The following is a 13950-nucleotide window of genomic DNA, read 5'->3' as shown; positions in this document are numbered from 1 at the left end:
TGTTGGCCGACGCCGATCGGTCCCGATTCAAGGAGACATCCATGCAGTTGCGCAGACGAGAGTTCGGCCTCCTGGCCGCCGGTGCCCTGGCCGCCCCCTATGTCGTGCGAGCCCAGCCCATCAACCTGGCCACGCTGCACGAGGCGGCGCGCAAGGAGGGTGAGCTCACTTGGTACACGGTGCCGCAGACCTCCGAGGTGGCCGAGAAGATGGGTCGAACTTTCAGCACCCGCTATCCGGGCGTGAAGGTCAACGTCGTGCGCACCACCGCCCAGGTGGCGTTCCAGCGCCTGAACCAGGACCTGAAGGCCGGCACGCCCAACTGCGACGTGTTCACCTCCACCGATCTGGCGCACTACGTCGACCTCAAGGGCCGCAACCTGCTGCTGAAGTACCTGCCGGCCGCGGTCGCGCGGCAGGACAAGCGGGTGCAGAACATGGACCCGGATGCGTACTTCCACGCTTCCAGCTGTTTCATGATGGGCCTGATCTACAACACGCAGAAGGTGCAGGCCGCAGCCGCGCCGAAGAGCTGGAACGACCTGCTCGATGCGAAGTGGAGCGGTGCCGCGCTGGTGGCGCACCCGGCCTACAGCGGCGCGGCAGGTGCCTGGTGCATCGAGATGCGCAAGCTCTTCGGCGAAGGCTGGTTCGCCAGGCTCGCAGCCGCCAAGGCGCATGTGAGCCGCTCCACCATCGATGCGGTGACCACCGTGATCTCCGGCGAGGCGTCGATCTCGGCCGGCCCGATGAGCCTGGCCGCGCGCTCGGCCTCGCGCGGCAACCCCGTGGCCACGCTGGCGCCGAAAGAGGGCCCGGTGCTGATCCTTTCGCCTTCGGCAATCATGGCCAATACCCGGCGGCCGAACGCCTCGCGGCTGTTCATGGAATGGCTGCTCGGCAGCGAGGACACGGAGCGCATCTCGGTCGAGGAGTTCAGCGTACCGCTACGCGCCAATGCCAAGCCCGCACCCGGCGTGCTTGGCCTGAGCGACGCGAGCTCGCTGCTGGCGCCCACGCCGCCGCAGATGGTGGCGCAGATTCCCAAGGTGATCGAGCTCTGGCGGGATGCCTTCGGTGTCTAAGGCCGCCGTTCTCGCGCTGCCGGTGGCGCGCCGCACGCCGCATCGCCTGGGCGACCCGGCGATCTGGTTCTTCGCCGTGCTGATCGCAGTGCTGTTGCTGCTGGTGGCCAACCCGATCCTGCGGCTGGTGTGGGACAGCTTCCATACCGCCGAGGGCCAATGGTCGCTGCAGAGCTATGCCCAGGCACTCGGCCGCAGCCGCAACCTGCAGGCGCTGCTCAATTCGCTCTATCTCGGCGCGGCGGTCACCGCGCTGGCGTTGCTGCTGGGCGTGCCGTTGGCGCTCGCGGTCTCGCGCACCAACATGCCGGGCCGGGGCTTCACGCACCTGAGCGTGCTCGCGGCCTTCGTGATGCCCAATTTCCTGGGCGCCATCGCCTGGATCCTGCTCGCGGGCCCGAACGCGGGTTGGCTCAACCGACTGGTGGTCGAGCTCCTGGACACCGCCAAGGGGCCGTTCAACATCTTCAGCTTCTGGGGCCTGGCTTTCGTCATCGCGCTGTACACCTACCCGCTGATCTACGTGTTCACGAAGTCGGCGCTCGATCTGGTGTCGACCGAACTCGAGGATGCGGCATCGATCCATGGAGCGGGCAAGATCCAGACCATGGCGCGGGTGACGCTGCCGCTGGTGCTGCCCTCGATCGTCGGCGCGGCGATCCTGATCTTTCTCGAGGCGATCGCGCTCTACGGGACGCCGGCGCTGATCGCGATTCCCGCGCGCATCAACCTCGCGACGACGCAGATCGTCTCGTTCTTCCAGTACCCGCTGCAGGTCGAACGCGCGGCGGCCTTCTCGATGCCGATCCTGCTGTTGACCATCGTGCTGCTGATGCTGCAGCGCAGGCTGCTCGCGCGTCGCGGCTACGTGTCGGTGTCGGGCAAGGGCGGCGAGCGCCGGCCCTTCGACATCGGCCCGTGGAAGTGGCTGCTGCTGGGCTATTCGGTGCTGGTCGCGCTGCTCACGGTGATCCTGCCGCTGGCCATCCTGATCCTGGCCTCGCTGTCCAAGGCCTGGGGCCGCGGGCTGTCGCTGGACAACCTGACGCTGGCGAACTTCCACAGCATCTTCTTCGAGCAGCTGACCGTGCGCGCGGCCATCCTTAACACCGTGCTGTACTCCGGCGCCACCGCGCTGGTGTGCGTGGGCATGGGCATCTGCATCGCCTACGCCACGCAGCGGCGCATCACGCCTTTTCCCACCTTCGTGCAGTTCATGGCGCTGGCACCGGTGGCCGTCCCGGGGTTGATCCTGGCCATCGGCCTGTATGCGGCTTACGCCGGGCCGCCGTTCAGCCTCTACGGCATGGGCGTGCTGATCGTGATCGCCTTCACCACGCGCTTCCTGCCGATCTCGGTGGCGGCGAGTTCGGCCGGCGTGCGCGCACTCAACCCGGAGCTCGAGGAGGCGGTGCGCATCCTCGGCGGCGGACGCCTCACGGTGCTCACGCAGGTGGTGGCGCCGCTGCTCAAGAAGACGCTGGTGGGGGCCTTCATCCTGGTGTTCGTCATCTGCACGAAGGAGCTGTCGACCGCGGTCTTCCTCACCGGCCCCGAATCGCGCGTGGTGTCGGTGCTGACGCTCGACCTCAGCGAACAGGGCAACTACGAGACCCTCGCCGCGATGGGCGTGGTGCTGGTGGTGATCGTGACCATCGTCGTGGGGATCGGCATGAAGCTCGCGGGGCGCGACTTCATGCTGCGCCGCTCCTGAACCCGCAGGCACACAAGAGAGAAGCAACGCATGTCCAAACTCGAACTCAGGAACCTCAGCAAGCGCTACGGCGCGACGCCGGTGGTCGATGCGGTCTCGCTGCAGCTGCAGCGCGGCGAACTGGTCACGCTGCTGGGCCCCTCGGGCTGCGGCAAGACCACCACGCTGCGCATGATCGCGGGCTTCATCGAGCCGTCGGATGGCACGATCGTGGTCGACGGTGCCGAGATCTCCTCGCCCGCGCGCTCGGTGTCGCCCGAGCACCGCGGCATGTCGATGATCTTCCAGAGCTATGCGATCTGGCCGAACATGACGGTGGCGCAGAACGTGGGTTTCGGCCTGAGGGTGCGCAAGACACCCGATGCGGAGATCGCGCGGCGGGTGGCGGAGATGCTCGACGTGGTCAAGCTCGGCGCCCTCGCGCAGCGCTATCCGGCCGAGCTCTCGGGCGGACAGCAGCAGCGCGTGGCGCTGGCGCGCGCGATGATCGTGCGGCCCGAAGTGCTGCTGCTCGACGAGCCGCTGTCCAATCTCGACGCCAATCTGCGCGAGGAGATGGCCACGGAGATCCGCCGGCTGCACGACCAGTTCCACTTCACCACGGTCTACGTGACACACGACCAGGCCGAGGCGATGGCGATCTCCGACCGCATCGCGGTGCTGCATCAGGGCCGGCTCGAGCAGATCGACACCCCGTGGAACCTCTACAACCGCCCGCGAACGCCCTTCGTCGCGGGCTTCATCGGCAAGACCAACCTGGTCGAGGGCGAGCTCGACGGCGACCGCCTGCGGCTCGACGGGCTGGCGGCGGGCTTCGCGCTGCCCGGGGGCGCGGCCGGCGGCGCCCGCCTGCTGGCCTCGATCCGGCCCCAGTCGCTGTACCTCGATGCCGCGCCCGCGGGCGCGGTGGCGCTGGGCGACGTCTCGGTCGTCGGACGCACCTACCTCGGTGAGTACTGGAACTACCTGGTGCGACCCAGCGGAGGCGGGGCGTCGCTCAAGGTGCACGCGGCGCCATCCACGGTGCTCGAGATCGGCCAGCGCTCGACGATCTACGTCGACCCCGGCGCCGTGGCCGCCATCCAGTGATGCATCCACCGCACGAGTCCACCATGCCCCATTCCAGCGAATCCGACCTGCCGCTCACGGGCTGCCGCGTGCTCGACCTCACCATCGCGCGCGCGGGCCCGGTCGCGGTGCGCCTGCTGGCCGACTGGGGCGCCGACGTGGTGCGCATCGACCCGCCCGACCGCAAGCCCACGCTCGGGCCGCGCCGCGGCTCCGACGAACAGAACCTGCACCGCAACAAGCGCAGCCTGAGCGTCAACCTCAAGACCCCCGAAGGCATGCGCGTGCTGCGCCAGCTCGTCGAGCGCAGCGACGTGGTGGTCGAGAACTTCCGCGCCTCGGTCAAGGAGCGCCTGGGCCTGAGCTACGAGGCGTTGCGCGCGGTCAATCCGCGGATCATCCTAGCCAGCATCTCGGGCTTCGGCCAGACCGGTCCGTACGAGGGACGCCCGGGCCTCGACCAGATCGTGCAGGGCATGAGCGGGCTGAGCTCGGTCACGGGCGAACCCGGGCGCGGTCCTTACCGCACCGGCATCGCGATCTCCGACACCACCTCGGGCATGTTCCTGGGCCAGGGCATCCTGCTGGCCCTGCTGCACCGCCAACGCACGGGTCGCGGCCAGTGGGTGCATACCTCGCTGCTGGAGGCCATGCTCAACAAGCTCGACTTCCAGGGCGCGCGCTACACGGTCGAGGGCGAGGTGCCGCGGCAGGAGGGCAATTCGCATCCCACGCTGGTGCCGATGGGCACGTTCGATGCCCGCGACGGAAAGGTCAACATCTGCGGGCCTGGCGCCGCGATGTGGGCCCGGCTGTGCGAGGTGCTCGGCGCCCCGCATCTGGCGCAGGACGAGCGCTACAAAGACCAGCCCTCGCGTCTCGCGCACCGGCGCGAGCTCGAAGAGGCCATCGGCGCCATCACGCGCGGATTAGGCGTGCGCGAACTGGTGGAGCGGCTGAACGATGCGGGCGTGCCCTGCGGCCCCGTCTACGACATCGGCCAGGCCTTCGAGGATGCGCAGGCCCGGCACCTGCGCATGACGCGTCCGGCGCCCCATGCGGCGCTGGGTACGCTGGAACTGCTGCGTTCGCCGATCAACCTGTCGGAGTGCCCGCACGCCGAGGCCTTCCATCGCGCGGCGCCTGATGCGGGCGAACACACCGATGAAGTGCTGCGCGAGCTCGGCTACGGCGACGAGTCCGTCGCGTCGCTGCGCAAGGAAGGGGTGGTGGCATGAAGGCGCAAGACCGAGTCCTGCGGTCGCTGGGCACGGGCCGCATCCTTGGCGAAGTGCGCGAGGGCATCGGCTGGATCACTTTCAACCATCCCGAGCGCCGCAACGCGATGTCGCTGGACATGTGGCAGGGACTGGGCGCGGTGGCGGAGGCCTTCGAGCGCGATCCGGGCGTGCGGGTGGTCGTGATGAAGGGCGCGGGCGGCAAGGCCTTCGTCTCGGGCGCCGACATCTCCGAGTTCGAGCAGCACCGCGCCGACGCGGCGCAGAAGAAGAGCTACGACGAGGTCGCCGCTCGCGGCCATGCCGGCCTGGGCGCGTTGAGCAAGCCGCTGGTCGCGATGATCCAGGGCTACTGCGTGGGCGGCGGCCTGGCCATCGCGCTGGCCGCTGACATCCGGATCGCGGCGTCGTCCTCGCGCTTCGCCATTCCGGCCGCCAGGCTCGGCCTGGGCTACGACTACCGTGGCGTGGCCGCGCTGGCGCGGCTGGTCGGGCCATCGGCCGCGAAGGACATCCTCTTCAGCGCACGCTTCCTCGAAGCCCCCGAGGCCTTGCGGCTCGGTCTGGTCAACACGGTGGTCGAGGATGTCGCGCTCGATGAAGCCGTGAGCGCCTATGCGCAGAGGATCGCCGCGAATGCGCCGCTCACGGTGCACGCCGCGAAGAAAGCCATCCAGGCGTTCGAACGCTACTCGGACAGCGCTGCGGCCGACGAGATCGCGTCGCTCGTGCTGCAATGCTTCGACAGCGAAGACTATCGGGAGGGCCGCCGCGCCTTCCTCGCCAAACGTCCTCCCATTTTTCAAGGCCGATGAACGCGATCACCGAACCCACCGATTCCTCCGACCTGCCCGAACTTCGCATCGAGGGCGCGGTCGCGACCATTCGCCTGCGCCGGCCGGCACAAGCCAACCGCCTGAGCGCCGACGACCTCGAGCGGCTGGCTGCGCTGATCGCTGAGGTCAACGCGCGGTCGGAAGTGCTGGTGCTGCTGTTGCGCGGCAGCGGCAAGTATTTTTGCAGCGGCTACGACATCGGCAGCATCGGCGCAGAGCGCAAGGTCGACTTCGAGGGCGTGGTCGATGCGCTGGAGATGGCGCGTGCAGTCACGGTGGCGGTGCTGCATGGCGGCGTGTACGGCGGCGCGACCGATCTCGCGCTCGCCTGCGATTTCCGTGTCGGGGCCATAGGCATCGACATGTTCATGCCGGCCGCGCGCCTCGGCTTGCATTACTACCGCGCGGGCCTGGAGCGCTACGTGAGCCGCCTTGGCCTGGACAACGCCAAGCTGCTGTTCCTGACGGCGCGCAAGATCGATGCCGTGGAGATGAAACGCATCGGCTACCTGACGCAGCTCGCCGAGCCCGATCGGCTGGAGGAGGAGGTCAGTGCCCTGGTGCGCGACTGCGCGTCGATGGCGCCGATCGCGCTGACCGGCATGAAGCATCACCTCAACCGCATCGCGCGCGGGACGCTCGACGCGCAGGCGCTCAACGCGAGCATTCGCAGGGCCTACCTCTCGGAAGATTTGCGCGAGGGGCAATTGGCCTGGGCGCAGAAGAGAGCTGCGAAGTTCCAGGGGAAGTAGAGAGCAGCGGCGCTGGAATCCACGGCCTCGAGTGCGGCCGCCAGCGCTCCGTTTGATCGCCGGTGCAACTGTGCCAAGTCGCGACGAGGGCGCAGACAAGTGTGTTCGGCGTCGCTCAATGCCTTGTGGTCGTCAGCACTCGCTGGGGACCGACCATCCCGATCGCAGGGAGCCTCGTTGCCGCGCTTGATGCAGGCGGGCCCAGAAATTTCGACCTCATGGCCTGAGTCGATACAGCGCGACACCGAGCCAGTTTCAACTTGGCGCCGGGGGGGTGACTCATGTGAAGGTCGCCGTGGCAAAGCAGCCTACACGGACGACGCCAAAAAGGTGGTCGAGAAGATGGGCAAGGCGGTGGAATAGCGGATGCGGCGCAAATCATTGGCGTTGCGGCATCACCAAGTTTGCGTCTTGTCGACGTCTACGCGGCGAGCCGTGTTTCCGTGGAAATCTTCGAAGGGCGTGTAACCAGCAGTCATCTCTTGTCGAACTAAGCCCTGAGCAAGCAGCGTGCCGGCGTTGTCTGGCTGCTTGCCAAGCCATTGAAAGGGCATGAGATGAAAAGTTCTAAACACACCCACTACCTGCCGTCTGATCGGGGTGCCTTCCGTGGTTCACGCAGCCAGTCGACTCACAACGGGTCGCGATCGACAACACGCTTTGGGGTGTACCTACACATCAGCGACCTTGCGCTGACAGCCTCCCACACTGGCACGGGAGCGTAGGCGGATGAAGACCCCACAGGATCAAACTGCCACCGGGCGACCGACTGTCGTCCGATTCGCCGCGATCGCTCTTTCGGTCGGGGCCGTGGCCTGTGCCTTCGCCTATGCGGGTGGGTGGCTGACACCCGCGCGCCTGACGCCCGACAAGATCGTGGATTCGCTCGCGCCGCCAAGCGGACCGGTCAAGGGCTTCCGGCGCAATCATGCGAAAGGCATCTGCTTCGCTGGAAATTTCGAGGCGAACGGCGAGGCGGTCGCGGTTTCGCGAGCGTCCGTCTTCAGGGCCGGGAGCTATCCGGTCATGGGTCGCTTCAACCTCGCGGGCCCCATTCCGACCATGGCGGATGGCACTGGCCGTGTACGTGGATTGAGTCTTCGAATAGAGGCGCCAGACCAGCAGGAGTGGCGCACTGCGATGATCAATGCGCCATTCTTTCCGATCGCTACGCCCAAGGAGTTCTATGAACTCCAGCGCGCCAGTGCGAACAAGGACGACCCAGGCGCAGTCAAACAGTTCGCAGCCAGCCACCCTTCGCTTCGCGAATTCGGTGCGTGGGCGGGCAGCGCTCCGTATGCCGAATCCTATGCAGAAGATCGCTTCAACAGCCTCAACAGTTTCGTACTGACCAATGCACAGGGTCAGAGCCAGACCGTGCGCTGGTCATTCATTCCGACCGCCGCGATGGTTCCGGTGCCTTCAGAGGACCTGAAGAAGCGCGATCCCGACTTCCTCTTCAAGGAACTCACCCAACGAGTCGCGGATGCCCCGCAAAAGTGGAGGCTGGTGCTGACGCTCGCCAACCCGGGCGATCCCACCGCCGATCCCAGCAAGGTCTGGCCAGAGGACCGCCGGCGGATAGAAGCGGGCACGCTGGTGGTGACCCGGATCGAAGCCGAGGCCAACGGACCGTGCCGCGACATCAACTTCGATCCCACGGTTCTGCCGCAGGGAATGCAGACCTCCGACGATCCGTTCCCCGCGGCACGCTCGGCGGCTTATGCGGTGTCCTATGACCGCCGCACCTCGGAGTCGAAACACTACCCGCGCGTCCAAGCCGAAGCCAAGCCATGAGCCATCAAAGCATGAAATTCTCGAAGCTGCAGCGCGTGCTCCATTGGGTCATGGCGATCGGCATCCTTGCGATGCTATTCATCGGGGTCGGCATGATGTCCACGATCGATAGCGCTTACCTGGTGCTGGTGGGCATCCACAAGCAGCTCGGCATTGCCATACTTGTCCTGGCATTGCTGCGTCTCGTCGTGCGATGGCGCAGCGGGGCACCGTCGCTGCCGACGAGCATGAGCGAGCCCATGAAGCTCGCGGCCAGGCTGTCGCATGTCGCGTTCTATGCGCTGATGATCGCGATGCCTTTGCTCGGGTGGTCCATGTTGTCGGCGGCGGACTATCCCGTGACGTTGGCCGGGATGCGGCTCCCCTCCATCGTTCCAGCCAGTGCCGAGTTGCACAGCATCCTGTGGAGCGCCCATCGCTTCCTGGCGTTCTGCCTGTTCGCCTTGTTCTTGCTGCATTTCGCCGCCGCGCTTCTTCATGCCTGGGTGCGAAGGGATGGCGTGTTCGAGACCATGACGTTTGGTCGACGAGGTGGTCGCTGATTCATTCGGCAGATCGTGAAGGAGCCCGAGTTCCAGGACCGAAGCGGCCCCGTGGTGACCGTTCAGCGTGTCGCATCAGTCCGAGGCGGTTGCTGCAATCGCGGTGCTAGGACGAAATCGGCGATGGCGTCGATGACCCCTGGTGCCAGTGGAAGGTCGGCACGGCCGTAGGTCGCGAGATTGGCGGCCCGATCGTCGGTCTCGACGGCTTTCAGCACATGGTTCGCCTCAGGAAACAGCACCAGCTTCGACTGCGCCGCCGCCTGACGCAGCCGCTGTGCGTCCGCGACGCCGACTTGGAGGTCGCGCCCGCCCTGCACGATCAGCAGGGGCTTCGTGTACCGGCCGGCCAACTTCGCGGGGTCGATGGCGAATGCGCTCATCAGGAACCCCTGCACTTTTGGGTGGAACACAGGCCGCAGCGGCGGTTGCACATCGGCCATCTCCACTCGGCGGCCGGCTTCGAGCGCATCGATGGCGGCCATGGCCTGGTCGAGCAGCGGCGCGTTGGCGGGATTGGCCCGCAACTGCTCACGCAGTACCTGTCCCATTGGCCGGCCCGTGCTCGCCACCAGGACCACGCCGCAGACGGCCGGATCCTGCCGCGCGGTCGCCGCCGCCAGCGCGACCAGTCCGCCCTCGCTGTGGCCCAGCACCCAGACGCATCCGGCGCCGGACTCTTCACGGATCGTGTCGACCCAGCGCCGCACGTCCCCCGCGTAGTCCTCGATGGTGACCGCGTCGGGGTCGGCAACCGCGCCGGCGCTGCCGTACAGGCCGCGCTTGTCGATCCGCACTGTCGCGATCCCTTTCGCTGCAAGGCCTTCGGCCAGGAGCCGGTACGCCGAGGCCTTCACTCCCAGCGGGTTGTTGCCGTCGCGGTCCGTGGGGCCAGAGCCGGGCACGATCAGTACCACCGGAGCGCTCGGCGTATCCGGAGCAGCCGGCGACAGCAGGGTGCCCCGCAGCGGACCCAGCGGGCCGGGCGCCTCCAGCGGCTTCTCGCGCGGTTCGGCGTCAGCTGCGCTGACGACAGTGACGGCGACGGCGGCCCTCGCCAACAGATGGAGGAGGCAGGCTTTCATTTCTTCATGGACCTTTGACTCGATCCCGCAGGAGCGGGTCGGCTAAGTCTATAAGGCCACCATCGCCATCTCGAATTGAAGACCGCGAAGAGCGACCCGAACCTGGACTTCGTCGCGGTGTCTGCACATCTCACGGTCGTACTGCGGGGGGCGATTCGCATTCTCGGCGGTGGCACCACTGGAATGAACCGCAGGCCAAGGGTCGACTGATGGGTCTTGTTGTCCTCGCAGGCCCGGTCCATGATCAGCTGCAACGACTGGCTCGTGAGCCCCAAGCGTTGAAGCACCCGCCTCCGTTCGGGTCCATAGGTGGTCTGTCCAGGCGGCCGACTGAACGCCGCGGCCGTTCGGGCATCTGCGGCAACCCAATGGAACTGCTCTGCCGTGCGCTCCAGGCCAAGCAGTTTCAACCATTTCGTCCAGAATTGGTTGGTGCCAACAGCCCTTAGTTGGGTGCCGGCCGCGCAGCGACGCTGACTCCTGACCTCGAAGCCACAACGGACAGGATGGCCGCAAGGGTCAGACTGGCCCCAATGCAAAGCATGGCGGCAACCAGTGCTTTGGCCATGGAGCTCGCGCTGGGAGAAGTGCCTGCGACAGTGAAGAAGACGCCGCCGATGACTGCGACGCCGAGGGCGGCGCTGATCTGCAAGGCCGAGTTCGTGATGCCGGCAATCATTCCGGAGCCGCTCACCGGTGCCCGATCGATGACCGAGCGCACGAGCGTGGGCAACGCCCAGCCCTGCCCGAAACCCAGAAGTCCCACCGCAACGATGAGCGGAGGCTGGGCCGGCATTTGCGCGGGGGCGCCGGCAACCAGCGCCGCGAGGTACAGGCATCCGGCCACCTCGAGCAGCATGCCGATGGCGGGAACCCAACTGCCAAAGAGACGGACGGCCAGCGGTGTCGTCAAGGGACCGATGAAGAAGCCGACGCCGAACGGCAGGAACACCAGTCCCGTTGCCAGGGGATCCAGACCCAGTGCCGACTGGAGGTAGACGGAGAACACCAGGAAGAAGGCAGAGACGACGTAGAAGAAGAGGACCCCGGCGAGGCCGCTCATCAATCCAGGCATGCGGACCAGGTCGATGCTGACGAGTGGGACGCCGCCTCGTCGAGAGAATGCCTTTTCATACCGCCAGAAGCTGAATGCAGCGACGGGTGTTGCGATGAGCATGGCGCATGCCCACCATGGCCATCCCCTTTCGCGCCCCTCTACCAAGGGCACGATCAGCAGGCTCAGCGTGAGCGCGCAAAGCAGAACACCGCCCCAGTCGATGGGCGCGGGGCTATCGCCGCGGACGTCCGGAAGCAAAGGCAATCCTCCGATCAGGACCGCAGCCACCACGGGCAGATTGATCAGGAAGATGATTCGCCACTGAAGGTGAAGGATGTCTGCGGAGATCAAGGCGCCGCCCAGTGCTTGCGCGATCACTGCTGCCAGCCCTACGGTGGCGCCGTAGAGACCCAGGGCGCGCGAGCGCTCCCGCACGGGAAACAGGGCATGAACGGAGGCCAGCCCCTGGGGGGCCATGGCGGCTGCGCTGAGACCCTGGAGTATGCGTCCGACGATGAGCATGGAAGGCGAGGTTGCGAGGCCGCACAGCAAGGACGTGAGTCCGAAGCCGCTGATGCCCAGCAGGAACATTCGCCGTCGGCCGAAGAGGTCGCCGAGCCGTCCACCGGTGATGAGGAAGACTGCGTAGGCCGCCGCGTATCCGGAGATCACCAGTTGCAGTTCAGCAGCGCTCGTACCGAGGTTGCCCTGAATGGACGGCAGCGCGACATTGACGATGAAGAAGTCGAGCGGAGGCAGAAACGCTCCCACCAGCAACACCGCGAATGCGAGCCACCGACGCGAATCGGAAGTTGTTTCTTGCATGATTTCGGCTGCGGCGGTTCTGTTCAGATAGGACGACCGAAGCGTTCCGTGCCCATGATGGGAGCCCAGTTCTGCAAGGGCGTGGCGAAATGCATCTCGAAGATGCGCTGCTGGAAGGCCCAGCGCCCGTCCCTTCGCTGGTAGATGTCCTTGTACTGGCCACTCACTTGCAGCGGGCCCTTTTCGACGTCGTAGAAGAGGCAATCCGCCGCAACCAGGCCATGACCGTTGTCGCCGTCGAGCGTGATGATCGAATTCGCCATCCAGTGATGCATGTGCGGCATGCGTTTCATGTTGACGCGTGCTTGCGCCAGGATCGCATCGAGTCCTTCCGCGTTTCCATTGGCGCCGAGGAGCAGCCGCGAATCGGGATGCCAGAGGGTTGCCAGCAGCGCTTCATTCATCGTGTCGAATGCTTCTGCGTAGTTGGCGATCAGGGCGTCGATGGCGAAGCGGCTTTCGATGGCGTCGAGGCGAGCTTCAAGTTCTTTTGACATGTTGGGTTTTCCGTGAGTGAGCGGTGCGGACGCTCTGCGAGCGCACCAAAAAATGTACCAAGTGGTACAAAAATGGGTAAAAAAATAGCGCGACTTGAGCTACCAAGGGCGTGGAGCCCGCTCCATGCGCGGGCGCCTGGTGTCCAAGTGCACTCTTCGATCGCTTTGATTTAAGTATCGATCGGTATAAATATATGGCGGCTCCCGAAGGCTGTCAACGACACGGTTCGACACGTCGATTTGCCGGCCGGGACCAGAGGTCTTTGCTTGTTGCCCTATTGTGTATCGACTAGTATGTAATTTTGGACTGGCGGAGATTCCCATGGCTCAGCGAGGTCGACCACGCGCGTTTGATCGCGATGCGGCACTCACTTCTGCCATGCACCTGTTCTGGGAGCATGGCTTCGAATCGACCTCGCTGTCGCAGCTGAAGGCGGCGATGGGCAGTGGAATCTCCGCACCCAGCTTCTACGCGGCCTTCGAGTCCAAGGAAGCCTTGTACAAGGAGGCGCTGGATCGATACATGGAGATCTATGGCCACTTGACCAGAAGCCTCCACGATCCTTCGCTGGAGCCGCGAGAAGCGGTGTTCCTCGCACTGCAACGCTCGGCAAAGATGCAGTGGGAGGCAGGGCACCCGAAGGGTTGCATGGTCGCGTTGGGCGTGATGGGTGCCTGCTCGTCGGGCAGCGAAACCATCACTGCAATGCTTCGAGATGTGCGCAGTCGCACCCGCGCCGGGTTCCGTGCCTGCGTCGAGCGGGCCATCAAAAGCGGGGAACTGCGCAAATCCACGAATCCGGCTTCGATGGCCGCTGCGTTCGACAGTTTCTTCCTGGGTCTCTCCGTCCTGGCCCGCGACCGTGTTCGGCTTGCGGTCATCGAGGAGTCCGTGGTCGAAGCCATGGGCATCTGGGATTCCGCGCTGGATCGACCCAGTCATCCAGGCTGAGCTTTCGGTCGACTGGTAATGAACGCGCAAAGCATTGCGCCGCCGTGTGCCACGCATTTGCGAACGGTCGGCGAATCGAGGGCCTGCGCGACCCCACCACCTCGATCCGCGGCAACGTCTTCGGCATGACCGGCATGGCGATCGCCGTGCTGACCACCGACGCGCTGATCTACAAGCTCGCCAGCGGCAACCTCGAGGGCCTGGCCTACGTGCTGGTCGCGCTGGTCGTGGGCGGTGGCCTCGGGGCCTACATGGCTAACAAGGTCGAGATGACCAAGATGCCCGAGCTCGTGGCGTTCATGCACAGCATGATCGGCCTGGCGGCCGTGTTCATCGCGGTGGCCGCCGTGGCCGAGCCGCATGCCTTCAACATCGCGCTCAAGGGCGACCCGATCCCCGCGGGCAACCGCCTGGAGCTGTTCCTGGGCGCGGCCATCGGCGCCATCACCTTCAGCGGCTCGGTGATCGCCTTCGGCAAGCGCCCCCACACCGGCGGCCGCGC

The 13950-nt window shown here is 65.9% G+C and carries 12 protein-coding genes and 1 pseudogene; 10 read left to right on the top strand and 3 right to left on the bottom strand.

All coding sequences use genetic code 11. From position 1 onward, the window contains the following. Positions 1-41: 41 nt before the first annotated feature. From R0232_RS41430 to R0232_RS41395, 8 genes are all read left to right on the top strand, one after another. Entirely contained in the window at positions 42-1085 is a 1044-nt protein-coding gene (locus R0232_RS41430) for an ABC transporter substrate-binding protein (protein ID WP_431513202.1), read from the top strand. After that, on the top strand, positions 1069-2799 hold the full coding sequence (locus tag R0232_RS41425; RefSeq protein WP_431513201.1) for an ABC transporter permease: 1731 nt from the start codon (positions 1069-1071) through the stop codon (positions 2797-2799). The genes R0232_RS41430 and R0232_RS41425 overlap by 17 nt, the downstream gene beginning before the upstream one ends. Positions 2800-2829: 30 nt before the next feature. Further along, on the top strand, positions 2830-3888 hold the full coding sequence (locus tag R0232_RS41420; protein WP_057590457.1) for an ABC transporter ATP-binding protein: 1059 nt from the start codon (positions 2830-2832) through the stop codon (positions 3886-3888). Between the two features lie 23 nt (positions 3889-3911). Then, complete coding sequence (locus tag R0232_RS41415) at positions 3912-5105, top strand: CaiB/BaiF CoA transferase family protein (RefSeq protein ID WP_431513200.1); 1194 nt, start codon at positions 3912-3914, stop codon at positions 5103-5105. Beyond that, on the top strand, positions 5102-5920 hold the full coding sequence (locus R0232_RS41410) for an enoyl-CoA hydratase (RefSeq protein ID WP_431513199.1): 819 nt from the start codon (positions 5102-5104) through the stop codon (positions 5918-5920). Before R0232_RS41415 ends, R0232_RS41410 begins: the two co-directional genes overlap by 4 nt. Continuing rightward, positions 5917-6693 (top strand): enoyl-CoA hydratase/isomerase family protein, encoded by a 777-nt coding sequence (locus R0232_RS41405; RefSeq protein WP_431513198.1) that lies wholly within the window; start codon positions 5917-5919, stop codon positions 6691-6693. Before R0232_RS41410 ends, R0232_RS41405 begins: the two co-directional genes overlap by 4 nt. A 729-nt stretch (positions 6694-7422) precedes the next feature. Beyond that, positions 7423-8490: a catalase family peroxidase gene (locus tag R0232_RS41400; RefSeq protein WP_431513197.1), complete on the top strand. Its 1068-nt coding sequence runs from the start codon at positions 7423-7425 to the stop codon at positions 8488-8490. Continuing rightward, the gene (locus tag R0232_RS41395) at positions 8487-9032 is read left to right on the top strand and encodes a cytochrome b (RefSeq protein ID WP_431513196.1); all 546 of its coding nucleotides are present in this window, start codon (positions 8487-8489) and stop codon (positions 9030-9032) included. Before R0232_RS41400 ends, R0232_RS41395 begins: the two co-directional genes overlap by 4 nt. 62 nt (positions 9033-9094) lie before the next feature. On the opposite strand, the gene R0232_RS41390 is transcribed toward R0232_RS41395, so the two are convergent. The 3 genes from R0232_RS41390 to R0232_RS41380 all read right to left on the bottom strand — a co-directional run bounded on the left by R0232_RS41390 (position 9095) and on the right by R0232_RS41380 (position 12496). After that, on the bottom strand, positions 9095-10117 hold the full coding sequence (locus tag R0232_RS41390) for an alpha/beta hydrolase (RefSeq protein WP_431513195.1): 1023 nt from the start codon (positions 10115-10117) through the stop codon (positions 9095-9097). 445 nt (positions 10118-10562) lie between these two features. Beyond that, positions 10563-11999 carry an MFS transporter gene (locus R0232_RS41385; RefSeq protein ID WP_431513194.1) on the bottom strand — a complete coding sequence of 479 codons (1437 nt, stop codon included), beginning with the start codon at positions 11997-11999 and terminating at the stop codon, positions 10563-10565. A 23-nt stretch (positions 12000-12022) separates the two neighbouring features. After that, a complete protein-coding gene (locus R0232_RS41380) occupies positions 12023-12496 on the bottom strand; it encodes a nuclear transport factor 2 family protein (protein WP_431513193.1) in 474 nt (157 codons plus the stop codon). 379 nt (positions 12497-12875) lie between these two features. On the opposite strand from R0232_RS41380, the gene R0232_RS41375 reads away from it, so the two are divergent. Both R0232_RS41375 and R0232_RS41370 read left to right on the top strand, forming a co-directional pair. Further along, positions 12876-13448: a TetR/AcrR family transcriptional regulator gene (locus tag R0232_RS41375; protein ID WP_281076898.1), complete on the top strand. Its 573-nt coding sequence runs from the start codon at positions 12876-12878 to the stop codon at positions 13446-13448. A gap of 44 nt (positions 13449-13492) precedes the next feature. After that, positions 13493-13927, top strand: a pseudogene (locus R0232_RS41370) (NAD(P)(+) transhydrogenase (Re/Si-specific) subunit beta); the annotation flags it as partial. Positions 13928-13950: the final 23 nt, after the last annotated feature.

Source organism: Variovorax sp. DAIF25, from assembly GCF_050711835.1.
Lineage (GTDB): Bacteria > Pseudomonadota > Gammaproteobacteria > Burkholderiales > Burkholderiaceae_C > Variovorax.
This window is presented reverse-complemented; position numbering and strand designations above follow the sequence as displayed.